Origin of the sequence: Bacteroides difficilis, assembly GCF_048319815.1 — a bacterium.
GTDB lineage: Bacteria > Bacteroidota > Bacteroidia > Bacteroidales > Bacteroidaceae > Bacteroides > Bacteroides zhangwenhongii.
In genome coordinates this window covers 263,176-287,605 of record NZ_CP182814.1, presented here as the reverse complement: position 1 = coordinate 287,605, position 24,430 = coordinate 263,176, and the positions used below count along the sequence as shown (strand labels likewise).

The 24,430-nt window shown below is 42.8% G+C and carries 19 protein-coding genes and 1 tRNA gene; 13 read left to right on the top strand and 7 right to left on the bottom strand.

The annotated features are described in order from the left end of the window. Positions 1-6: 6 nt before the first annotated feature. The 6 genes from kdpB to guaA all read left to right on the top strand — a co-directional run bounded on the left by kdpB (position 7) and on the right by guaA (position 7,533). Positions 7-2,040: a potassium-transporting ATPase subunit KdpB gene (kdpB, locus tag ACNOGP_RS01205; RefSeq protein ID WP_074638340.1), complete on the top strand. Its 2,034-nt coding sequence runs from the start codon at positions 7-9 to the stop codon at positions 2,038-2,040. A gap of 16 nt (positions 2,041-2,056) precedes the next feature. Then, complete coding sequence (locus ACNOGP_RS01200; RefSeq protein ID WP_418213879.1) at positions 2,057-2,629, top strand: K(+)-transporting ATPase subunit C; 573 nt, start codon at positions 2,057-2,059, stop codon at positions 2,627-2,629. Between the two features lie 34 nt (positions 2,630-2,663). Next, entirely contained in the window at positions 2,664-3,428 is a 765-nt protein-coding gene (locus ACNOGP_RS01195; protein ID WP_007767477.1) for a hypothetical protein, read from the top strand. Positions 3,429-3,512: 84 nt separating this feature from the next. Next, a complete protein-coding gene (locus tag ACNOGP_RS01190; protein ID WP_004309023.1) occupies positions 3,513-4,643 on the top strand; it encodes a sensor protein KdpD in 1,131 nt (376 codons plus the stop codon). Between the two features lie 19 nt (positions 4,644-4,662). After that, positions 4,663-6,102, top strand: a complete 1,440-nt coding sequence (locus ACNOGP_RS01185; RefSeq protein ID WP_418213878.1) for a sensor histidine kinase — start codon at positions 4,663-4,665, stop codon at positions 6,100-6,102. 123 nt (positions 6,103-6,225) lie between these two features. Next, positions 6,226-7,533, top strand: coding sequence for a glutamine-hydrolyzing GMP synthase (gene guaA, locus ACNOGP_RS01180; RefSeq protein ID WP_007767472.1), 1,308 nt, complete (start codon positions 6,226-6,228; stop codon positions 7,531-7,533). Between the two features lie 133 nt (positions 7,534-7,666). Here the strand turns inward: guaA and ACNOGP_RS01175 are convergent. Beyond that, a tRNA-Met gene (locus ACNOGP_RS01175) sits at positions 7,667-7,740 on the bottom strand. A gap of 224 nt (positions 7,741-7,964) precedes the next feature. On the opposite strand from ACNOGP_RS01175, the gene ACNOGP_RS01170 reads away from it, so the two are divergent. The 4 genes from ACNOGP_RS01170 (at position 7,965) to ACNOGP_RS01155 (ending at position 12,822) form a co-directional block, all read left to right on the top strand. Then, on the top strand, positions 7,965-8,351 hold the full coding sequence (locus ACNOGP_RS01170; RefSeq protein WP_143869108.1) for an START-like domain-containing protein: 387 nt from the start codon (positions 7,965-7,967) through the stop codon (positions 8,349-8,351). A gap of 76 nt (positions 8,352-8,427) precedes the next feature. Beyond that, positions 8,428-10,326, top strand: coding sequence for an LptF/LptG family permease (locus tag ACNOGP_RS01165; RefSeq protein ID WP_418213877.1), 1,899 nt, complete (start codon positions 8,428-8,430; stop codon positions 10,324-10,326). A gap of 5 nt (positions 10,327-10,331) precedes the next feature. After that, positions 10,332-11,546, top strand: a complete 1,215-nt coding sequence (locus ACNOGP_RS01160; protein ID WP_007756988.1) for a bifunctional 3,4-dihydroxy-2-butanone-4-phosphate synthase/GTP cyclohydrolase II — start codon at positions 10,332-10,334, stop codon at positions 11,544-11,546. An 82-nt stretch (positions 11,547-11,628) separates the two neighbouring features. Next, the gene (locus ACNOGP_RS01155) at positions 11,629-12,822 is read left to right on the top strand and encodes a pyridoxal phosphate-dependent aminotransferase (RefSeq protein WP_007767423.1); all 1,194 of its coding nucleotides are present in this window, start codon (positions 11,629-11,631) and stop codon (positions 12,820-12,822) included. A gap of 243 nt (positions 12,823-13,065) precedes the next feature. On the opposite strand, the gene ACNOGP_RS01150 is transcribed toward ACNOGP_RS01155, so the two are convergent. After that, a complete protein-coding gene (locus ACNOGP_RS01150; RefSeq protein WP_002559159.1) occupies positions 13,066-13,236 on the bottom strand; it encodes a DUF362 domain-containing protein in 171 nt (56 codons plus the stop codon). 181 nt (positions 13,237-13,417) lie between these two features. Between ACNOGP_RS01150 and metA the strand changes: the two genes are divergently transcribed. Genes metA through ACNOGP_RS01135 form a run of 3 tightly spaced genes read left to right on the top strand, consistent with a single transcriptional unit; the run spans position 13,418 to position 17,273 of the window. Next, complete coding sequence (gene metA / locus ACNOGP_RS01145; protein WP_143869106.1) at positions 13,418-14,335, top strand: homoserine O-acetyltransferase MetA; 918 nt, start codon at positions 13,418-13,420, stop codon at positions 14,333-14,335. Beyond that, positions 14,332-16,161, top strand: a complete 1,830-nt coding sequence (locus tag ACNOGP_RS01140) for a peptidase U32 family protein (RefSeq protein WP_418213876.1) — start codon at positions 14,332-14,334, stop codon at positions 16,159-16,161. Before metA ends, ACNOGP_RS01140 begins: the two co-directional genes overlap by 4 nt. Then, positions 16,158-17,273: a zinc ribbon domain-containing protein gene (locus tag ACNOGP_RS01135; RefSeq protein WP_418213875.1), complete on the top strand. Its 1,116-nt coding sequence runs from the start codon at positions 16,158-16,160 to the stop codon at positions 17,271-17,273. The genes ACNOGP_RS01140 and ACNOGP_RS01135 overlap by 4 nt, the downstream gene beginning before the upstream one ends. Before the next feature lie 480 nt (positions 17,274-17,753). Here ACNOGP_RS01135 and ACNOGP_RS01130 read toward each other — a convergent pair whose 3' ends face one another. From ACNOGP_RS01130 to radA, 5 genes are all read right to left on the bottom strand, one after another. Further along, positions 17,754-20,189 (bottom strand): TonB-dependent receptor, encoded by a 2,436-nt coding sequence (locus ACNOGP_RS01130; RefSeq protein ID WP_418213874.1) that lies wholly within the window; start codon positions 20,187-20,189, stop codon positions 17,754-17,756. A 76-nt stretch (positions 20,190-20,265) separates the two neighbouring features. Then, complete coding sequence (locus tag ACNOGP_RS01125) at positions 20,266-20,868, bottom strand: helix-turn-helix transcriptional regulator (protein ID WP_007756979.1); 603 nt, start codon at positions 20,866-20,868, stop codon at positions 20,266-20,268. A gap of 18 nt (positions 20,869-20,886) precedes the next feature. Then, complete coding sequence (locus tag ACNOGP_RS01120; protein WP_418213873.1) at positions 20,887-22,536, bottom strand: NAD(P)/FAD-dependent oxidoreductase; 1,650 nt, start codon at positions 22,534-22,536, stop codon at positions 20,887-20,889. Between the two features lie 37 nt (positions 22,537-22,573). After that, positions 22,574-22,948: a GxxExxY protein gene (locus ACNOGP_RS01115; RefSeq protein WP_186968428.1), complete on the bottom strand. Its 375-nt coding sequence runs from the start codon at positions 22,946-22,948 to the stop codon at positions 22,574-22,576. 47 nt (positions 22,949-22,995) lie between these two features. After that, complete coding sequence (gene radA, locus ACNOGP_RS01110; RefSeq protein ID WP_418213872.1) at positions 22,996-24,363, bottom strand: DNA repair protein RadA; 1,368 nt, start codon at positions 24,361-24,363, stop codon at positions 22,996-22,998. Positions 24,364-24,430 lie beyond the last annotated feature (67 nt).

Sequence of the window (24,430 nt, the reverse complement as noted above, 5' to 3'; positions counted from 1 at the left end):
GAAGATATGAAAGATAATAAATCAGCTTCTTTGTTTCCAAAGGAGCAAGTTATAGAAAGTTTGAAACAATCATTCGTGAAACTGAACCCACGAATGATGATAAAGAATCCGATTATGTTTACGGTAGAGGTGGCTACGGTAGTCATGCTGCTTGTGACGCTCTACTCCATTGTTAATTCTTCACAGGGTTCGTTTGCTTACAACATTGCCGTGTTTATCATTCTGTTTATCACTTTGCTGTTTGCCAATTTTGCCGAAGCTATTGCAGAGGCACGTGGTAAAGCACAGGCCGACAGTTTGCGTAAGACTCGTGAAGAGACACCGGCAAAGAAAGTGGAAGGCAATAAAATCGTTACTGTCAGTTCTTCACAGTTGAAGAAAGGGGATGTGTTTGTCTGCGAGGCAGGAGATGTGATTCCTTCCGACGGTGAGATTATTGAAGGGTTGGCTTCTATTGATGAAAGTGCCATTACCGGTGAGTCTGCTCCGGTCATTCGTGAGGCAGGTGGCGACAAGAGTTCGGTAACAGGAGGTACGAAAGTACTGTCCGATCATATAAAGGTGATGGTGACTACCCAACCGGGAGAAAGTTTTCTTGATAAGATGATCGCATTGGTGGAAGGTGCTTCCCGCCAGAAAACCCCGAATGAGATTGCATTGACTATTTTGCTGGCAGGTTTTACGCTTGTTTTCGTCATTGTGTGTGTGACTTTGAAACCGTTTGCCGATTATAGTAATACGGTCATCACTATTGCTTCGCTTATTTCTTTGTTTGTGTGTCTGATCCCGACAACTATCGGTGGACTTCTCTCTGCCATCGGTATTGCCGGCATGGACCGTGCACTTCGTGCCAACGTGATTACTAAATCCGGTAAAGCGGTTGAAACTGCGGGCGATATTGATACATTACTGCTGGATAAAACGGGTACTATCACCATTGGTAATCGTAAAGCAACTCATTTCCATACAGCTCCGGGTGTCGATCTGCATGATTTTGTGGAAACTTGTCTGTTGTCTTCCTTATCCGATGAAACGCCGGAAGGTAAGTCTATCGTAGAATTGGGACGTGAGTCGGGCATTCGTATGCGTAATCTGAATACAACAGGAGCACGTATGATTAAGTTTACGGCTGAAACCAAATGTTCGGGAGTAGACCTGGCAGATGGAACGCAGATTCGTAAAGGTGCTTTTGATGCCATCCGTAAGATGGTGGAAGGTGACGGGAATGAATTTCCGAAAGAAGTGGAAGAGATTATTTCTTCTATCTCAAGCAATGGTGGTACACCGCTGGTAGTATGTGTAAACAGAAAGGTGACTGGTGTTATTGAACTGCAGGATATTATCAAACCGGGTATTCAGGAACGTTTCGAACGTCTGCGTAAGATGGGAGTGAAGACGGTAATGGTGACAGGTGATAACCCGTTAACTGCAAAATATATTGCTGAAAAAGCCGGTGTGGATGATTTTATCGCCGAAGCGAAACCGGAAGATAAGATGGAATATATCAAGAAGGAACAGCAGGCTGGTAAATTGGTTGCAATGATGGGAGACGGAACGAACGATGCTCCTGCTCTGGCACAGGCCAATGTGGGCGTAGCCATGAATAGCGGTACACAGGCAGCGAAAGAAGCTGGTAATATGGTCGATTTGGATAACGACCCGACGAAGTTGATCGAGATTGTGGAAATCGGTAAACAATTACTGATGACACGTGGTACGCTGACTACTTTCTCTATCGCCAATGACGTAGCGAAGTATTTTGCTATCGTTCCGGCCTTGTTTATGATCGCCATTCCCGAACTGGCTGCTCTGAATATCATGCATCTGCATAGTCCTGAAAGTGCTATTCTTTCGGCAGTCATTTTTAATGCGATTATTATTCCGATTCTGATTCCGTTGGCTTTGCGTGGTGTGCAATACAAGCCGATAGGTGCGAGTGCTTTGCTTCGCCGTAATCTGCTGATCTATGGTGTGGGTGGTGTGATTGCTCCTTTCGTGGGAATCAAATTGATAGATTTAGTAGTAGGTTTATTCTTTTAATTAAAAAACAATAGCAATGAAAACTTTATTGAAGTCATTAAAAATAACACTTGCTTTTTGTGTCTTTTTCTCCGTGTTCTATATCCTTATCCTGTGGGTGTTCGCACAGGTAGCGGGTCCTAATAAAGGAAATGCCGAAGTAGCTACGCTGGATGGGAAAGTAGTGGGAGCGGCTAATGTAGGTCAGATGTTTACAAAAGATATTTATTTCTGGGGACGTCCATCTTCTGCCGGAGACGGATATGATGCTACGAGTTCCGCAGGTAGTAATAAAGGGCCCACGAATCAAGAATATCTGGATGAAGTGAAAGCGCGTATTGATACTTTCCTTGTACATCATCCTTATTTGAATCGGGCGGATGTGCCTGCCGAAATGGTTACAGCCAGTGCTTCGGGACTGGATCCTAATATCACTCCTCAATGTGCGTATGTGCAAGTGAAAAGAGTGGCACAGGCACGTGGATTGAGAGAGGAACAGGTGAGAGCAATTGTTGATAAAAGCATAGAAAAACCTCTTTTGGGGTTGTTGGGAACAGAAAAGGTGAATGTATTGAAATTGAATATCGCTTTAGAGGAAAGCAATAAGTAGATGAAGATTGACAAAATAGAATAAGATAAGAAGTATGAAAAGTTTTTTTAGTAAAAAGAGTTTTTTAGGAACAATGGCTGTAGCAGCCGTTTGTATGTTGGGAACAGTTAATGCACAAGCACAAGAGTTTACTATACAAGGTGATTTGGTAAGTTCGTATGTATGGCGTGGTATTTATCAGGGGGGAGCTGCTTCCTTTCAGCCGACTTTGGGATTTAGCGTAGGTAATTTCTCGCTTACTGCATGGGGCTCAACCAGTTTGAGTGAGAGTAATAAAGAAATTGACCTGACCGCAGCTTATAAGTTCGGTGAAGCAGGACCGACGCTTTCTGTAGCCACTCTTTGGTGGGACGGACAAGCTGATGTGGCCAATGGAGAACTTACCAATAATTATTTTCATTTTAAAAGTGGAGACACCGGACATCATTTTGAAGCAGGGTTAGCTTATACGCTTCCTATTGAAAAGTTCCCGTTATCTATCGCATGGTATACCATGTTTGCCGGTGCTGACAGAAAAACGACTGATGAGGGGGAAGAAAAGCAGGCATACTCTTCTTACGTAGAACTGAATTATCCGTTCAGTGTGAAAGGAGTTGATCTGAATGCTACTTGTGGAGTGGTTCCTTATAAGACTCCGCAGTATAATGTGAATGGGTTTGCAGTGACGAACCTAGCTTTGAAAGCAACGAAAGCAATAAATTTTAATGATAAGTTTTCATTGCCTATATTTGTACAGGCTATATGGAATCCACGTTTGGAGGACGCCCATTTAGTATTTGGCGTAACTTTAAGGCCATAAAATAAACTCATGAATTTTTGTGAAACCCGTGGTGATCGTGATGATTACTACGGGTTAGGATGTTTAAAATAACAGATTGACGTAATGGATGATAGAGAACATAGTGTACAGTATTTTTTGGATCTGATAAAGAAGTCCCACCGGGGCAAATTCAAGGTCTATATCGGTATGATAGCCGGTGTGGGAAAGTCATATCGTATGCTTCAGGAGGCACATGAACTGCTGGAGAACGGTGTGAACGTGCAAATCGGCTATATCGAAACTCATGGACGCGCCGGGACGGAAGCATTGTTGCAAGGGCTCCCTGTCATTCCGCGTCGTAAAATCTTCTATAAGGGGAAAGAATTGGAGGAAATGGATCTGGATACGATTATCCGTGTCCATCCGGAAATTGTAATTGTGGATGAACTGGCTCATACCAATGTAGAAGGTAGCTTGAACGAGAAACGTTGGCAGGATGTGATAACTTTGCTGGATGAGGGAATCAATGTGATTTCGGCAATCAATATTCAGCACATTGAAAGCGTGAATGAAGAAGTGCAGGAGATTACGGGTATTGAAGTGAAAGAACGGGTGCCCGACAGTGTTCTTCAGGAAGCGGATGAGGTGGTGAATATTGACTTGACGGCAGAGGAGCTGATTGCACGTTTGAAAGCGGGTAAGATATATCGTCCGGAAAAGATTCAGACGGCATTGGATAATTTCTTTCGGACAGAGAATATTCTTCAGTTACGTGAGTTGGCTTTGAAGGAAGTAGCGTTGCGGGTAGAAAAAAAGGTGGAGAATGAGGTGGTGATGGGAGTAGCCGTCGGACTCCGGCATGAAAAGTTTATGGCTTGTATCAGTAGTCATGAGAAAACACCCCGGCGGATTATCAGAAAGGCGGCAAAGTTGGCAACCCGGTATAATACCACTTTTATAGCCCTGTATGTTCAGACTCCGAAAGAGAGTATGGATAGAATTGATCTAGCCAGTCAACGGTATCTGTTGAACCATTTTAAGCTCGTGGCGGAACTTGGGGGAGAGGTGGTGCAGGTGCAGTCGAAGGATATTTTGGGGAGCATCGTCAAGGTTTGTAAAGAGAAACAGATATCGACTGTTTGCATGGGAACTCCTAATTTAAGGTTGCCATACGCTATTTGTTCTATACTGGGATATAGAAAGTTTTTAAATAATTTGTCACAAGCTAATGTAGATTTGATTATACTTGCATAATATTAATCGTATGAACGTTATGAATATTAAAACGAAACTGATTCTCGGTATCGGAATGCTGGCCGGAATGATTATTTTGCTGGTAACACTTTCAGTTGTGAATCTTCAAATTCTGACAGCGACAGAACCTGATAGTCCTGCTGCTATGCCCGGATTGGAACGTGCTTTGTTATGGATTTCCGTAACGGGAGGAATCTGTATCTTGACCGGACTGATATTACTTTATTGGTTGCCCCGTACTATCAGCAAGCCTATTAAAGAGCTGAAAGAGGGAATTCTTGAAATAGCCAATCATAATTATGAGAAGCGTCTGGATATGAGTGGAAACGAGGAATTCAGGGAAGTGGCGGATAGTTTTAACCGGATGGCGGAACGGTTGACGGAATATCGTGCCAGTACTTTGTCGGATATTCTTTCTGCAAAAAAGTTCATAGAAGCGATTGTGAATAGTATAGATGATCCGGTGATCGGCTTGAATATGGAGCGTGAAATTCTGTTTATCAATGAGGAAGCGCTGAATATTCTGAACCTGAAACGTGAATCCGTGATTCGTAAATCGGCAGAAGAGCTTGCTTTGAAAAACGATCTTCTCCGCCGGTTGGTTCGCGAATTGGTGACACCGAGTGAGCAGAAGGAACCTCTGAAGATTTATGCTGATAATAAAGAGAGCTATTTTAAAGCGTCTTATGTTTCAATCATCAATACAGAAGCCGGGAAAGGAGAACCTCATAAATTGGGGGATGTGATATTGCTGAAAAATATTACGGAATTTAAAGAATTGGATTCTGCCAAGACTACATTTATCTCGACAATTTCTCATGAACTGAAGACTCCGATTGCGGCTATTATGATGAGCTTGCAACTGCTGGAAGATAAGCGGGTAGGTGAGTTGAACGATGAACAGGAGCAACTGTCGAAGAGCATCAAGGAGAATAGTGAGCGTTTGTTAAGTATTACGGGAGAGTTGCTTAACATGACACAAGTGGAAGCCGGAAAACTTCAGATGATGCCGAAAATAACGAAACCGATTGAATTGATAGAATATGCAATTAAGGCAAATCAGGTGCAGGCGGATAAATTCAATATTCAGATAGAAGTGGAATATCCGGAAGAGAAAATCGGCAAACTATTTGTAGATAGTGAGAAGATCGCTTGGGTACTGACTAATTTATTGAGCAATGCAATCCGTTATTCGAAAGAAAACGGTCATGTTGTGATCGGAGCCAGGCAAGAGGATAATATGATCGAACTATATGTTCAGGATTTTGGTAAAGGTATCGACCCGCGTTATCATAAAAGTATTTTCGACCGCTACTTCCGTGTTCCCGGAACGAAAGTGCAGGGTAGCGGACTCGGATTGTCTATTTCCCGTGATTTTGTGGAAGCGCACGGTGGTACGCTGACCGTAGAGAGTGAATTGGGAAAAGGTAGTCGGTTTGTGATACGGCTGAAAGCATAAAAATAAATGTCTTTTTGGCGAATCAATATATTGTAGCGTCTTTTAAAATATTTATATTTGCAGGTGAATTGAAACTAAGGTCAAACTATTGGCTATATAAAAACTTAAAAGAACCAGAATCAGATGAAACAGGACATGATTGTTATCCTTGACTTGGGTAGTCATGAGAATACGGTATTGGCTCGCGCCATCCGTGCATTAGGAGTTTATAGTGAGATTTATCCTCACGACATCACCGTAGAAGAACTGAAAGCATTGCCCAACGTAAAGGGTATTATTATCAATGGCGGACCGAATAATGTGATTGATGGCGTTGCCATTGACGTAAATCCGGCTATTTATACAATGGGACTTCCTGTTATGGCTGCCGGTCACGATAAAGCGACTTGCACTGTGAAATTGCCGGAATTTACAGATGATATTGAGGCTATTAAGGAGGCTGTAAAGTCTTTCGTATTTGATACCTGCAAAGCGGAAGCTAACTGGAACATGACAAATTTTGTGAACGACCAGATAGAGCTGATTAAGCGTCAGGTTGGTGATAAAAAGGTATTGTTGGCTTTGTCGGGTGGTGTTGACAGCTCTGTGGTTGCTGCTTTGCTTCTGAAAGCAATTGGTGATAACTTGGTGTGCGTGCATGTCAATCATGGTTTGATGCGTAAAGGGGAATCTGAGGATGTGGTTGAAGTTTTCAGCAATCAGTTAAAGGCAAATCTTATTTATGTGGATGCTACAGACCGTTTCCTGAATAAATTAGCAGGAGTGGCGGACCCTGAACAAAAACGCAAAATCATCGGTGGTGAATTTATTCGTGTGTTCGAGGAAGAAGCACGTAAGTTGGACGGTATCGATTTCTTGGGGCAGGGTACTATTTATCCGGATATTGTGGAAAGTGGAACGAAGACTGCCAAAATGGTGAAGTCGCACCATAATGTAGGTGGTTTGCCGGAGGACCTCAAGTTTGAATTGGTAGAACCGTTGCGTCAATTGTTCAAGGATGAAGTTCGTGCTTGTGGACTGGAGTTGGGCTTACCGTACGAAATGGTTTATCGCCAGCCTTTCCCGGGACCAGGTTTGGGAGTGCGTTGTTTGGGAGCTATTACACGTGACCGTCTGGAGGCTGTGCGTGAATCTGACGCTATCCTGCGTGAAGAATTCCGAATTGCAGGATTGGACAAGAAAGTATGGCAATACTTTACAGTAGTTCCTGATTTCAAATCCGTGGGTGTGCGTGATAATGCTCGCTCTTTTGATTGGCCGGTAATTATTCGTGCAGTCAATACGGTAGATGCTATGACAGCTACTATCGAACCGATAGATTGGCCTATTCTGATGAAAATTACAGACCGAATTCTGAAAGAAGTGAAGAATGTAAATCGTGTCTGCTATGATATGTCACCGAAACCCAATTCAACTATAGAATGGGAATAAGAAAATAGAGACTAAAATTCACTCAGCCCCGAATGTCGGTATATCCAATTTTCGGGGCTGATTTTGTAATACATATATAAAAGAAAAAGGCACCCAAGAGTGGAAGCCTCTCAAATGCCTTATTCTTATCAAGTAGCGGGACCCGGGATTGAACCGGGGACCTCATGATTATGAATCATGCGCTCTAACCAGCTGAGCTATCCCGCCATCATTTCTCGATTGCGGGTGCAAAGATAGATGTTTTTTTATAATCTCCAAAACAAATCGGTAATTTTTTTGTTCTTTCCTTCAAGAAAGGTTTTGCTTTCCCCTATAAACAGGGAGTTTCAGGACTGGAAATGAAAGAATAATTAAATAAAGTGCTTGATTTATGCCGCTTATTTAGAAAAAAGTATTTATCTTGGCACACGTAAAAACAATTCGAAATTGCTATGAAAAAGGAAAAGATTCATTTGGAGTATTTGTTGAATGCAACATCAAAAAATATTCTTTGGGGAGCTATTAGTACACCTACCGGTTTGGAGGACTGGTTCGCCGATAAAGTTGTTTCAGATGATAGAATAGTAGAATTCCATTGGGGAAAAACAGAACAGAGAGAAGCTGAGATTATAGCAATCCGCGCTTTCTCTTTCATTCGTTTTCGTTGGTTGGATGATGAAAACGAGCGTGATTACTTTGAAATCAAGATGACATATAATGAATTGACAAGTGACTATGTCTTAGAAATAACTGATTTCGCAGAGCCGGATGAAGTGGATGATATGAAAGAATTATGGGAGTCACAGGTTGCCAAATTAAGAAGAACTTGTGGTTTTTAGTTAACTTTCAACTAAAAATTTTCGGTGCTCCTTTTTTTGTGCTAATTTTGCATCCTAATTGCACGAACCTATTAAGATGCTACGCATAAAGAAATTAGATATATTCATTGTAAAGAGCTTTTTTATGCTCTTTATAGGTACATTCTTCATCTGTCTGTTCATTTTCATGATGCAGTTCTTGTGGAGATATGTAGACGAATTGGTTGGAAAGGGGTTAGAAATGAGTGTAATGGCTCAGTTCTTCTTCTATTCTGCATTAACATTAGTGCCAGTATCGTTGCCGTTGGCAGTGTTACTGGCTTCTTTGATTACTTTTGGTAATTTTGGCGAGCGTTACGAATTGCTTGCAATGAAAGCTGCCGGTATTTCTTTGCTCAAAATTATGCGTCCCCTTGTTTTCTTTGTTTGTGGACTTGTCGGCGTTTCATTCTATTTTCAAAATGTAGTAGGACCCATTGCCCAAGCTAAGTTGGGAACTCTGATTCTTTCTATGAAACAGAAATCTCCGGAATTGGATATTCCGGAAGGCGTTTTCTATTCCGAAATCCCTGATTATAATTTAAAGATAGCCAAGAAAGACCGTAAAACGGGTATGCTGTATGATGTCTTGATCTATAATTTGAAAGACGGATTTGAGAATGCCCATATTATTTATGCGGATTCCGGGCGTCTGGAGATGACAGCGGATAAACAACATCTTTGGTTACATTTGTATAGTGGAGACTTGTTTGAGAATCTGAAAGCGCAAAGCATGAAGTCTCAAAATGTGCCTTATCGTCGTGAATCATTCAGAGAGAAACATACGATTATTGAGTTTAACTCTGATTTCAATATGGTTGACGGCGATATTATGGGTAAGCAGTCGAGTGCTAAAGACATGGCGCAGTTGCAAAGCTCTATTGATTCGATGAAAGTAGTAGGTGACAGTATAGGAAGGCAATATTACCGGGAAATAGCTGAGGGAAATTTTCGCGCGTCTTATGGATTGACAAAAGAAGACACTGTCAAGATGGAGAAAGCGGATGTGTATGCATATAATGTGGACAGTCTTTATAATGTTGCTCCTTTGACGCAAAAGCAGAAAGTTATTTCCGCTGCTCTTAGCCGTGCGGAAAATATGGCAAGCGACCTTACTTTCAAGAGTTATACGATGGAGAGTAATGACTATAGCATTCGGAAACATAAGACGGAATGGCATAAGAAGATTACAATTTCCCTTTCCTGCTTGTTGTTTTTCTTTATCGGTGCTCCTTTAGGAGGTATTATTCGTAAAGGTGGTTTGGGAATGCCGGTAATTGTGTCGGTACTGGTGTTTATTATCTATTATATCATTGATAACACCGGATATAAAATGGCCCGTGACGGTAAGTGGATTGTATGGATGGGTATGTGGACGAGTAGTGCTGTCCTTGCTCCGTTGGGTATCTTCCTTACTTACAAATCGAATAAAGATTCTGTGGTGCTTAATGCCGATGCGTACATTAATTGGTTTAAGAAGGTGGCCGGAATACGTAGTGTACGGCATATATTCAAGAAAGAAGTTATTATAAATGATCCTGACTATGAACGTATCCCGGGCGATTTGGATCAGCTTACAGAGGATTGTAAAGCTTACATTGCTCAAAATCAGTTGACGAAAGCACCGAACTATTTCAAACTGTGGATGTCGGGTGAAAAGGACGATGAGGTGGTGGCTATCAATGATAAACTGGAAGCGTTGGTGGAGGAAATGTCAAATACGAAATCAGCTTCTTTGATAGGTTTGTTAAACAATTATCCGATGATTCCCGTTTCTGCTCATGTGCGCCCGTTCCATATATATTGGCTGAATCTGGCAGCCGGAGTGATTTTCCCCATCGGGCTGTTTTTCTATTTCCGTATCTGGGCATTCCGTATTCGTCTGGCTAAGGATATGGAACGGATTATAAAGAACAACGAACAAGTTCAATTCATCATACAGAAAATTAATAAATAATTGTTATGGAAGAGATTAAAATGGATAAAATAGAGGATGCAATTGCCGATTTTAAAGAAGGCAAGTTTGTCATAGTAGTGGATGATGAAGACCGCGAAAATGAGGGAGATTTGATTATTGCTGCTGAAAAAATAACTCCTGAGAAAGTTAATTTCATGTTGAAACACGCACGTGGGGTGCTTTGTGCACCTATTACGGTGTCTCGTTGCAAGGAATTGGATTTACCGCATCAAGTAAGTGATAACACTTCTGTGTTGGGAACTCCTTTTACAATTACGATAGATAAACTGGACGGTTGTTCGACCGGAGTCTCTGCCGCTGACCGTGCTGCCACTATTCAGGCGTTGGCTGATCCGTCTTCTACACCGGCTACGTTCGGGCGTCCCGGTCATATCAACCCGTTGTACGCACAAGAAAAAGGAGTGTTGCGCCGTGCCGGACATACAGAGGCGACTATCGATATGGCACGTCTGGCCGGTCTTTATCCGGCGGGTGCTTTGATGGAAATCATGAGTGAGGATGGTACGATGGCACGCTTGCCCGAACTCCGTAAAATGGCAGATGAATATGATCTGAAACTGATTTCTATTCATGACTTGATTGCTTATCGTTTGAAACAGGAATCCATTGTAGAGCGTGGGGTGGAAGTGAATATGCCTACTGAACATGGAATGTTTCGTCTGATTCCTTTCCGTCAAAAGTCAAATGGATTGGAGCATGTCGCTTTGTTTAAAGGTACGTGGAATGAAGACGAACCTATTTTGGTACGTGTACATTCTTCTTGTGCCACCGGTGATATTTTTGGTTCCAGGCGTTGTGATTGCGGAGAACAGTTGCATAAGGCTATGGAAATGATTGAAGCGGCAGGAAAAGGTGTAGTCGTTTATCTGAATCAGGAAGGACGTGGAATCGGCTTGATGGAAAAGATGAAAGCATATAAACTTCAGGAAGACGGTTTGGATACGGTAGATGCGAATGTATGTTTGGGACATCTTGCCGACGAGCGTGATTATGGGGTAGGAGCGCAGATTCTTCGTGAGTTGGGAGTACACAAAATGAAGCTTTTGACAAATAATCCGGTGAAACGTGTTGGCTTGGAAGCATACGGCTTGGAGATTGTAGAAAATGTACCTGTTGAAACTGTTCCCAATCCATATAATGAACGATATCTAAGAACGAAAAAGGAAAGAATGGGGCATACTTTACATTTTAATAAGTAAATTGCCTGTTTGTTTTCATATGTCGAATATTATCGCTTATTTTGCAACGATTTTCACTCAACAACAATAAAATAGATACAAAATGAATCAATTATCAGATCGTTTGAACAGCTTGTCGCCGTCGGCGACACTTGCTATGTCGCAGAAGAGCAACGAGCTCAAGGCACAAGGCGTTGATGTTATTAATTTAAGTGTAGGAGAACCGGACTTCAATACTCCCGACCACATCAAAGAAGCTGCGAAAAAAGCCATAGATGATAACTTTTCCCGTTATTCTCCGGTACCGGGTTATCCGGCTTTGCGCAATGCTATTGTTGAGAAGCTGAAAAAAGAAAATGGCCTTGAATATACAGCCGCTCAGATTTCTTGTGCAAATGGTGCGAAACAATCTGTTTGTAATACAATTCTTGTATTAGTAAATCCGGGTGATGAAGTAATTGTGCCTGCTCCTTACTGGGTGAGCTATCCGGAAATGGTGAAAATGGCGGAAGGTACTCCTGTCATCGTTTCGGCAGGTATCGAACAAGATTTCAAGATTACTCCAGAACAATTGGAAGCTGCTATCACTCCGAAAACAAAAGCATTGATTCTTTGTTCTCCGTCCAATCCGACAGGCTCTGTATATAGCAAGGAAGAATTGGCCGGTTTGGCAGCTGTATTGGCTAAACATCCGCAAGTCATTGTTATTGCTGACGAAATCTACGAACATATTAATTATATCGGTGCACATCAGAGTATTGCCCAGTTCCCGGAAATGAAGGAACGTACGGTGATTGTAAACGGTGTGTCTAAGGCATATGCTATGACCGGATGGAGAATCGGATTTATTGCCGGGCCGGAATGGATTGTAAAAGCCTGCAATAAGTTGCAAGGTCAGTACACTTCAGGTCCTTGCTCTGTTTCTCAAAAAGCTGCCGAAGCTGCATATACAGGAACACAAGAACCGGTGAAAGAAATGCAGAAAGCATTCGAGCGTCGCCGTGATTTGATTGTGAAGTTGGCGAAAGATGTTCCGGGATTTGAAGTGAATGTTCCGCAAGGCGCTTTCTACTTGTTCCCGAAATGTAGCTATTTCTTTGGAAAGAGCAAAGGGGACCGTAAGATTGAAAACTCGGATGATTTGGCAATGTATCTGCTTGAAGAAGCACACGTGGCTTGTGTAGGCGGTACTTCATTCGGCGCTCCCGAATGTATCCGCATGAGTTATGCGACAAGTGATGAAAATATTACGGAGGCTATCCGCCGAATCAAGGAAGCGTTGGCTAAATTGAAATAAGAGTTCACCACAGAGGACGCAGAGGACACAGAGTAAAATAGTTTGGGAGATGTGTTGCAACTCTCCTTTTAGTGGAATCCCCCTTGCTACAAATCATTTGTGGCAAGGGGGATTTTTAATTTATAAGGATGGCGGACACATCATTCCTTTCATTTTTTCTTCTCTGTGTCCTCTGCGTCCTCTGTGGTGAAAAAAAGGCTGCCTTCAAGAGAAAGCAGCCTATACTTTTTGTTGTAGATTGTATTATTCAGCTGGGTGGATAGCTTCAGACGGGCAAACATCTGCACAAGTTCCACAGTCAGTACATACATCCGGGTTGATAGAATAGATATCACCTTCAGAGATAGCTTCTACCGGACACTCGTCAATACAAGTTCCGCAAGCAATACAATCGTCACTAATTACGTAAGCCATTTTTCTAAGATTTAAATTATTAGTACTAATTTTATTCCGCAAAAGTAAAGCTTTTATTGATTAGTTGTTATGCTTCTATGATTAAATTGACTTAATTTGTACGTCTTCTAAATAAGCAACCTCCCTATAATCTGCTATATTTTTCGTATTTTTGCACTCAAATTACTAATATATAGCGATTATGCCTTTAAATTTACCCGATAAACTACCTGCGATAGAGCTATTGAAGGAAGAAAATATTTTTGTAATTGATACTTCCCGTGCTACGCAGCAGGACATTCGTCCGCTACGGATTGTCATTTTGAACCTGATGCCGTTGAAGATTACGACGGAGACGGACTTGGTGCGTTTACTTTCAAATACTCCGCTTCAGGTGGAGATCTCGTTTATGAAGATCAAATGTCATACCTCCAAGAATACACCGATAGAACACATGAAGGCGTTCTATACGGATTTCGACCAGATGCGTCATGAGAAGTATGATGGTATGATTATTACGGGAGCACCTGTGGAACAGATGGATTTCGAGGAAGTGACTTATTGGGATGAGATTACGGAAATTTTTGATTGGGCACGTACGCATGTGACTTCTACTTTGTATATATGTTGGGCGGCGCAGGCCGGGCTCTATCATCATTATGGAATTCCTAAATATCCGTTGGAAAAGAAGATGTTCGGTATCTTCGAACATCGGGTATTGGAACCTTACCATTCTATTTTTCGTGGCTTTGATGATTGTTTTTATGTACCGCACAGCCGTCATACAGAGGTACGTAGGGAGGATATCTTGAAGGTGCCGGAACTGACATTGCTTTCCGAGTCGAAAGATGCGGGAGTGTATATGGTAATGGCACGTGGCGGACGTGAATTCTTTGTAACCGGACATTCGGAATATTCTCCGTTGACATTGGATACGGAATATCGTCGTGACTTGGGTAAAGGCTTGCCGATAGAAATACCTCGTAATTATTATGTAGATGATGATCCTGATAAGGGACCGTTGGTGCGTTGGCGTGCTCATGCAAACCTTTTGTTCTCCAATTGGTTAAACTACTTTGTTTATCAGGAAACACCTTATAATGTTAATGACATCAAATGATAAAGCAGCGTAAAATAGAACTTCTCGCTCCGGCGAAGAACCTGGAATGTGGTATTGAGGCCATTAATCACGGTGCGGATGCGGTATATATCGGTGCTCCCAAGTTCGGTGCCCGTGCGGCGGCTGTAAATTCTTTGGAGGATATTGCGGCACTGGTACAATATGCCCATTTGTATAATGCGCGTATTTATGTCACGGTCAACACTATCCTGAAAGAAGAAGAGCTGAAAGAGACGGAGGAGATGATTCATGCCCTGTATCGGATTGGAGTGGACGCACTGATTGTTCAGGATATGGGAATCACGAAACTGAATCTCCCCCCGATACCTCTCCATGCCAGTACGCAGATGGACAACCGTACTCCGGAAAAGGTGCGATTTCTTTGGGAGGCAGGTTTCCGACAAGTCGTTTTGGCGCGCGAATTATCATTGCGTGAAATAAAAAATATTCATACCACTTGTCCGGAGACTCCTTTGGAGGTATTTGTACACGGAGCGCTTTGCGTTAGCTATAGCGGGCAATGCTATGTCAGTCAGTCCTGTTTCGGACGTAGCGCAAATAGGGGTGAATGTGCACAATTCTGTCGTTTACCTTTTAGCCTTGTAGATTCCGATGGGAAAGTCATTGTGAAGGACAAGCATTTGCTTTCTCTGAAAGATATGAATCAGAGCGACGAGCTGGAGCAGTTGTTGGATGCCGGAGCTTCTTCGTTGAAGATAGAAGGCCGGTTGAAAGATGTATCATACGTGAAGAACGTGACAGCGGCCTATCGTCAGAAATTGGATGCGATTTTTGCTCGTCGTCCGGAATATGTCCGGGCTTCTTCGGGAATGTGCAGATTCGAATTTAAGCCACAATTGGATAAGAGTTTCAGTCGTGGTTTTACACATTATTTCCTGCACGGTCGTGATAAGGAAATTTTTTCCTTTGATACCCCTAAGTCGCTGGGTGAGGAGATGGGAACAATGAAGGAGGCTCGCGGTAATTATCTGACAGTTGCCGGATTGAAGTCATTTAACAATGGCGATGGAGTTTGCTATCTCGACGAACAAGGACGTTTGCAGGGGTTCCGTATTAATCGTGTAGATGGTAATAAACTGTATCCACAGGAAATGCCCCGTATCAAGCCCCGTACTGTGTTGTACCGTAATTTTGACCAAGAGTTTGAGCGTGTACTTTCACGGAAGTCCGCTGAAAGGAAGATAAAAGTGAGTATCTTGCTTACTGATAACGAATTTGGCTTTTCGTTACGATTGACCGATGAAGATGATAACAGTGTCACACTGGCTTTTCCCCATGAAAAGGAATTGGCACGTACACCGCAGACGGAAAATCTGAAAACGCAACTTGCTAAATTAGGAAATACACCTTTCGAAGCAAAAGTGATAGAAGTTGAATTTGCTGATAATTGGTTTCTCCCGGTTTCGGTCTTAGCCGATTACCGTCGTCAGGCAGTTGAAAAATTAATAGCTGCCCGCCGGATAAACTACCGCCAGGAATTGTCAGTATGGAAACAAACGAATCATGCTTTTCCGCAAACAACATTGACGTATTTGGGAAATGTTATGAACACTCATGCAGTTTCTTTCTATGAGGAACATGGGGTACAGCGTATTGCTATGGCGTACGAAAAAGAAGCGGTGGAGAATGCGGTACTGATGTTCTGCAAACACTGTCTACGTTACAGTATAGGATGGTGTCCTATTCACCAACGGGTTCGTTCACCTTTCAAAGAACCCTATTATCTGATGTCCAATGATGGTAAACGTTTCCGTTTGGAGTTCGACTGCAAAAATTGTCAAATGAAAGTAAAGGCGGCGCAATGAAGACTATTTTTTACCACAGAGGACGCGGAGGACACAGAGGATATAGTGAAGGTAATATCTTCACTCATGCTTCTGACGCCGATCGTTTGAATGTTAGGCAGAAAAAGTGTAGAAAGTTTTTCTCTTTCCTCTTTTTATCCTCTGCGTCCTCTGTGGTAAAAAATGTGATGAACCTGCTATTATGTTTATTTTTGCTATCTTCCTGTTATTATAAGGCTCCGCTACTGGATTCGGAGGAGTTGTCAGAGAAAACAAAAGATTCATTGACCTATCTTTATGAACGTCACTACACGTGGGATACGAATCTGGAAGTAGTGGATGATTCCATAGCTCTGGAACGTCTTCCGATAAAGGACACTTTTATTCAATTGAATAAAGGAGATAAGGTAGTCGTCGCAGAGTTTGCGATTCATCCGGCCGATAGTGTGGATAGCGTTTGGGTTAAATTGGCGCATACGCAGGATGAACAGGGTTGGATACGTGAGGTGGATTTGAAGAGGTCGTTTGTTCCGACCGACAGTATTTCACAGGCCATTCATCTTTTCAGTGACACGCACGCTTCTTATTTTGTTGTTATTTTTGCCCTGTTTGTAGGCGTTTATTTGCTTCGTGCTTTCCGGAAGAAGCAGTTGCAGATGGTTTATTTTAATGATATAGACAGCATTTATCCATTATTTCTCTGCCTGCTGATGGCGTTCAGTGCAACGATTTATGAGTCTATGCAGGTCTTTGTGCCGGAAACGTGGGAACATTTTTATTTCAATCCGACTTTATCTCCATTCAAAGTACCTTTCATACTCTCTGTTTTCCTGTTTAGTATCTGGTTGTTTCTGATAGTCGCTTTGGCGGTGTTGGATGATTTGTTTCGACAATTGACTCCCGCTGCAGCTATCTTTTATCTGCTGGGACTGATGTCCTGCTGTATTTTCTGTTATTTCTTTTTTATCTTGATGACACATATCTATATCGGTTATTTATTCCTGATCTTTTTTATACTGGTCTTTACGAAGAAGGTTTATCGGAACATCGGGTATAAGTATCGCTGCGGACATTGCGGGGAGAAACTGAAAGAGAAAGGTATATGTCCTTATTGCGGGGCAATTAACGAGTGATGATTGGCGGTTATCATTAAGCAGTAGGTAAACTAATGTCAAAGCATTGATAAAGTTCCGTTAAAGTGCTGGTATAGTTGCGGGAAGGTACCGATACCTTTACCTTTCCACGGTCGTGGTAACTTCTTCCCACAGCCGTGGTGAGATCTCTCCACGGCCATGAAGAGAAGCTACCACGGCTGTGGAGAGTTAAGAATAACGTAAGTCTAATAGAACAATACTGATTGGGTAAATAAAGTATAACGGCTTTATAATGCAAACTTTATAGGGACATACGTCCTTTTATCCCGTATTCCATGCTGTTGATCTACAAAGAGACAGGCTGACAATAAAAGTCCGGAACTTTTATTGTCAGCCTGTTTGGGGTTATTGTCAGCGTTTATTGTCAGCCGTTAATCAGTTGAAAATCATTGTTCTATGTGGGTAAAAACTTTAGCTGACAATAAAAAGACTAAATAATATCCTAATGAGTAAAAATGATTAGAAGCGGCAGCGAAGATCTATCCCAAATTGCATTGGACGTCCTTTCTGCATGAAACCTTTGTTCATTGTTTCGAAATAGAAGGCGGCATAGTCTTTATTCAAGAAGTTGCGTGCCCAAAAACTAATCATTGCATCACCGATTTCAAGATTCGTTCTCCAGTTGAGCGTGCCGTAGAAGGATTGGCTGACGTCGTTCAGTTCAGTCCAGTAGATACGTCCGGCAGCGTTATAGTTCGCCTGGAATACAACCCGGTCGAAGATAGAACGTGGGCGGCAGGTGATGGCATATTCTCCACCGATATTTAATGTATGCTTGGGGACAAAAGGAACATACTTGCCATTGTAATCGGCTCTAACTTTGAGTGTTTCTTCATCTTCTCTCTCATATTCGATATAGTCTGTAAAGGTAGCGTAGGTATATCCGTAGCTTGCGTTCAGACTTAATTCATTAGTCAGACTTGCACGAAGAGACATTTCGGCACCATAGCTGCGGCTTTTCCCTGCATTGACGGTGGTACGTCCCAAGCCGCTTCCGGTGAATTGGGAGATTTGTTGGTCGCGCATATCCATATAGAAAGCGGAAAGATCTGCCCAAAGCTTACCCTCCCAAAGGGTAAGATGGCTTCCTACTTCGTAGTTCCATGAATATTCGGGTTTGTAGCGTGTCGCCTCTTTTACTTCGGGTACATCCGCTTTCTTGGCATATTTGTCAATCATTGCAGCGAATTTGGCGAACTGCTCGCTCTCTTTTATAGCATTTATCATGGAGTTCTGTAAGTCTCCACTAATAAGATCGGAGAACATTTGTACGTTGTAGCCGCCCGACCGATACCCCTTCGACACGGTTGCGTATACATTATTGCCCTTTTTCCATTCATATTGCAGAGCAAACTTAGGTAACAGTTGAACATAATCATCTGATATCTTACCGTCATAACCGGCATTGGCAATCAGGTTCTTAGCTTCTACTGATACAGACGGCATTGGTGGCCGTGACGCCATCTTCATACTGAAGTTGAAGTCTGTAGGGTCACTGATCGATTTATACTTCATGCTCATCTTCTCATAATCCAGACGTACTCCGACAGTAAGAGACAAGCCTTTCACAAAAAGGTCATTCAATGTAGACTGATGGAAAACAGCCGCATTCCAAACAGGAGTATCAAAGTCTCCTCCTACCAACAGAGTAGGATTGTTGATTGCTAAATGTAATTTCGGGGCGTTTGCAGGCATACCGGCAAAGGCTGTATTTGCACTTCCTTCGATAACATCTTTCACCCCGTCTTCCCAAAAAGTCACCGGACCTTTGGTGTTCAAGGACTGATACAGTCCGAAAGCTCCTGTTGCCCATTGCCATCTTTTGTTGGATTTTGATTTAAACACGATCTCTTCGGAAATTGTATTCGACTTTTGCTTTTGTTCCAGTGTATAAACCGCTCGTTCTGTAAAGTCCTGGTCGAGGAACATACGGTCATTCAGATTCTGATAGCCGGTAACTGCACTGAGGATGAAATTTCTTGCTTGATATTCCAGATTGACGCCGGCATTCATTAATCCCCGACGATAACTGCTGCGCTCGTTATATGAAATCTTACCAATGTAGTCTGCACGGTCTTCTGCGAGAGGTTCTTCCCTTTCTTTAGCGCTGGGAGCGATTCCGGTATAGTAATAGGGGTATCCGCCCTGATCGCTATATTCATAGTTCAGGTTTATATCTACTTTCAGATTGGAGGTCGGTATGTAAACTCCACGAAATCGTCCACCTCCGGCATTGCTTCGGTCAACCTTCTCATTATTTCGTGCTGCGTTCTCAAAGAATCCTCCGGTATGTTCGTAAAATCCTCCGGTAGAAAAGGCGAACCGTTCGGATATACGGTGATAATGGGTAAGCGAAACATTATAATTATTGTACGTCGCCGCTCCCATGCGGATGTCGGTCCCTTGATAGGTGAAAGGAGATTTTGTGTGTACCTTGATAAGTCCGCCCATCGTGTTACGCCCGTAAAGTGTTCCTTGAGGGCCACGAAGTACGTCGATACGTTCGATGTCGCAGTAATTGAAATCGAAGGCGGATTTGTCTATATAAGGGATATTATCTACATAAAGTCCTACGGACGGTGTGTTGATACGTGAACCGATTCCACGAATATAGATGGAAGTCGTTAATTTCGAGCCATAATCAGGGATGAACAGGTTGGGAACAATACCTGTAAGGTTCTTCACGGAATGAACCTGATTGGCACGCATATTCTCCTGTGATAATACGGTGGCGGCTATAGGCAATTCACGTAGTTTGCGATTCTCTTTCGGAGTGGCTATTACTACCACCTCTTCCATATCCACTACTTTCAGTGAGTCTTTTGGGAAATCTTCGGCCCATACGGTTCCTGTCGTCAGGAGGGTGAGGGCAAGCATCATAATCTTTGTCTTCATTTGCAGTTTATTTGTCCGGTGCAAAGTAACGGCAAATATCGTTGGCAGGCAATCCTCATTTATTAGGATTTGATTCTTAGATGCGGTCGGCTTCGATATATCCGTTCATTACAGCATAAATAGTCAGTCCTGAAACGGACTTGATTCCTAATTTCTCCGTAATGTTCTTTCGGTGTGTAATGACGGTAGTTAGGCTGATATTCAGTTTGTCTGCAATTTCTTTATTGATCAGTCCTTTGGTAATCAGTACGAGTACTTCGATTTCGCGGGCAGATAAAAGTTCCTGATGATGCGCTGGTGGAATCATTGGCGGCATATCCTTTACCGGGTATCCTTTGTGATGGGCATGTTGGTGGAGTTTCAGGATATTTTTCACCAGTTCCTCTTCCGGCTCATAAATATTGAGAACCGGTACACCGGAAAGTTGAAACTGCGGACTGTCACTGGCCAGAACAATTGTTTTTCGTTTTCGGGGAAGAAAGAAAGCATTGTGTTCCACATAGATTTGTGCCGATATGAAATAATGGGCATACATATCCGGTGTGTCATCCATTAATTCATTGAAACGGTGGAAAGTACGAATGGTAGCCATCGGGATGATTTCTTCCAATATGGATTTGAGTCCTAAACTACTGAGTGTATTGGGTTCAATGATTGCTATTTCGGGTTGGGTAGTCATCAGTTTGCAGGGTTTTGATTAATGATGTAAATAATTAGCAGCGGCTTCCGCACACCGTTCTCCGTCTATTCCGGCAGAAACAATACCTCCGGCATAACCCGCTCCTTCTCCGCAAGGAAATAGACCACGGACGGTTATATGCTGTAATGTTTCCTTGTCGCGTACAATGCGTACAGGCGAAGAAGTCCGTGTCTCGACACCAACCATTACCGCTTCACTAGTCAGAAATCCGTGACTGCTACGTCCGAATTGCTGGAAACCGAGAGATAACCTTTTACTGATGAATGGCGGCAACCAAAAATGAAGCGGAGAAGAAATAATTCCCGGACTATAAGAAGATTCGGGTAAATCGTAGCTCAATTTCTTACGGGTAAAATCCATCATACGTTGTGCCGGAGCAGTCTGTCGTCTTCCTCCTTGCAACCAGCATTGACGTTCCAGCTCCTCTTGAAAGTGAAGGGGGAGAAGTTGAGAGTTGAGAGTTGAAAGTTGAGAATGATTGAGAGATGGATTGATAGCGAGCAGCCGCTCATTCTGTTGCGCAGCCAACTCTCCACTCTCAATTCTCCACTCTCCACTTCTTAAATCTTCCGGTTGAATTTCCACCACCATTCCAGAGTTGCTCCAACGTGAGCCACGATTGGATGGAGACATGCCGTTTACTACCACCTGCTCCGGTCCGCTGGCGGCAGGAACGATGAAGCCACCGGGACACATACAGAAACTGTATACTCCTCTGCCTTCTACCTGTGTCACAAAACTGTATTCGGCGGCAGGCAGGTATTTGCCCCGTCCGTTTTTATTATGATATTGTATTTGGTCAATCAACATTGCAGGATGTTCCAGGCGGACACCGACAGCAATCCCTTTCGCTTCAACCGTTACGTTATTGGCGGCCAGCCAACGATACACATCTCTTGCCGAATGTCCGGTGGCCAAGATGACCGGTCCGAGAAACGTTTTTCCTGTATTCGTCTCGATACCTTTCACTTCATTGTTGTCGATAATCAGTGCATCCATACGAGTTTGAAAATGCACCTCTCCACCACATTCGATGATGGTATTCCGCATATTCTCAATGACGCGTGGCAACTTGTCTGTTCCAATATGCGGATGCGCATCTACTAATATCGAGGTCGAAGCTCCATGTTGGCAAAATACATTCAGAATCTTATCTACATTTCCTCTTTTTTTGCTCCGGGTATAGAGCTTTCCATCCGAATAAGCTCCTGCACCTCCTTCTCCGAAACTGTAATTTGATTCCGGATCAACAGTGTGTTCCCTGCTGATTTGTGCCAGATCTTTTTTACGCTCACGCACATCTTTTCCGCGTTCGATAACGATGGGACGTAATCCGAGTTCTATGAGGCGTAAGGCTGCAAACAGTCCGCCGGGACCGGCACCGACAACCACCACTTGCGGTTTTCCCTCTACATTATTATATATAGTATGTTCGTACTCATCTTCCTGAGGCATCTCATTGATGTATGCCCTCACCTTCAAATTGACGAAGATTGTCCGTTGGCGTGCATCAATACTCCGCTTCAAGATTCGGGTAGCAGTGATGTCACGCAGATTCAAACCTTTTTCTTTAGAAAGGTATTCCTTTAATTTCTGTTCGTTTACAGCAATTTCGGGGAGGATGCGGAGTTGGTATTCTTGTATCATAGTTCACCACAGATTACACGGATTAACACGGATTTTATCAGATGATATATCTATGAATTCCGTTTTGTAAGTTTGTTACATTGAAATTGATTAATAGTCCTATTCTTTTCTTTGATAGTTTTATATAAGTCATAATTTGTGCTGTATGCACAGGCAATAAGGCTTCAACAGATTTTAATTCAATAACGATATTATTTTCAACTAGAATATCTATTCGATATCCATTATCAAGTCTTACTCCTTTATAATTGATAATTAATTCCTTTTGTTTCTCATATTTAATTCCTGCTTTTTCTAACTCGTAACATAGACAAGTCTCATAAGTACTTTCCAGTAACCCTGGTCCCAAAATATGATGTACCTCATAAGCGCACCCTATAATCTGATATGTCAACTGATTAATATCTTCCATTAAATTCATTTTAATAATCTGTGTTAATCCGTGTAATCTGTGGTGAGCTAACCGAATAAAGCCCTGAACGCCTCTTCCACTTTCCTCACCGGTACTAGTTCTATCTTCAGTTTTTGGGTGTCGATCCCTTGCAAGTTATATTTAGGCAGCAAGAAACGTTTGAAACCTAACTTTTCAGCTTCACCGATACGTTGTTCAATTCGATTCACGGGGCGTATCTCCCCCGACAGGCCGATTTCTCCTGCCATGCAAACTTCCGGTTCGATAGCCGTATCCATATTCGAAGAAAGGATGGCGCTGATAACAGACAAATCAATGGCCGGATCATTAACTTTCAATCCTCCGGCGATATTCAGGAACACATCTTTCTGGGCCAACTTAAATCCTACGCGCTTTTCGAGAACAGCCAGCAGCATATTCATCCTTCTTAAATCAAAACCGGTTGCCGAGCGTTGCGGATTTCCATAGACAGCAGAACTCACCAAAGCCTGCGTCTCAATCAAGAACGGGCGGATTCCTTCAATGGCGGAAGCAATGGCTACCCCGCTCATCCCCTCATGATCCTGACTTAGCAAAAGCTCGGAAGGATTGCTGACTTGGCGCAACCCATCCTGACGCATCTCATAAATACCTAACTCTGCCGTACTACCGAAACGATTCTTGATACTGCGTAGAATACGGTACATATAATGTTGGTCACCTTCAAATTGAAGAACTGTATCTACGATGTGCTCCAGCACTTTAGGTCCTGCAATGCTTCCTTCTTTATTAATATGCCCGATCAGCAACACAGGTGTATGCGTTTCTTTCGCAAAACGAAGAATAGACGCCGAACACTCTCTGACCTGTACGATACTTCCGGGAGACGATTCGATACTCTCGGTAGAAATAGTCTGTATGGAGTCGATGATCACCAGATCGGGATTCGTATTCTTGATATGTACATAAATCTGTTCGAGGGAAGTCTCGCAAACAATGAGACAGTCACTGGAAATAGAAGAGAGACGGTCGGCACGGAGCTTTAGTTGACGTGCACTCTCTTCGCCCGATACATAAAGAATCTTCTTTTCCGGCATGTGCAATACAGTCTGCATGACGAGCGTAGATTTGCCGATTCCCGGTTCACCGCCTATCAGGACCAGAGAACCCGGTACCAGTCCCCCGCCCAATACACGATTCAATTCGTCATCATGCATATTGATACGCGGTTCGTCATCCGCCACTATATCGGCAAGCGCAAGCGGTTTGGGCTTTTGCGTTTCAATCCCCGACACCGGACGGCGGTTGACAGGCTCTTTTCTCACAATTTCTTCTACATACGTATTCCACTCCCCACAGGACGGACATTTACCCACCCACTTCGGTGAATCCTGTCCACAATTACTGCATACATATATGGTTTTCTCTTTTGCCATCGAACTTCCTTTCTTCGTTGTAGGGTACAAAAATAGGGATAATTTATTAGAAATAAGTTATCCCTGG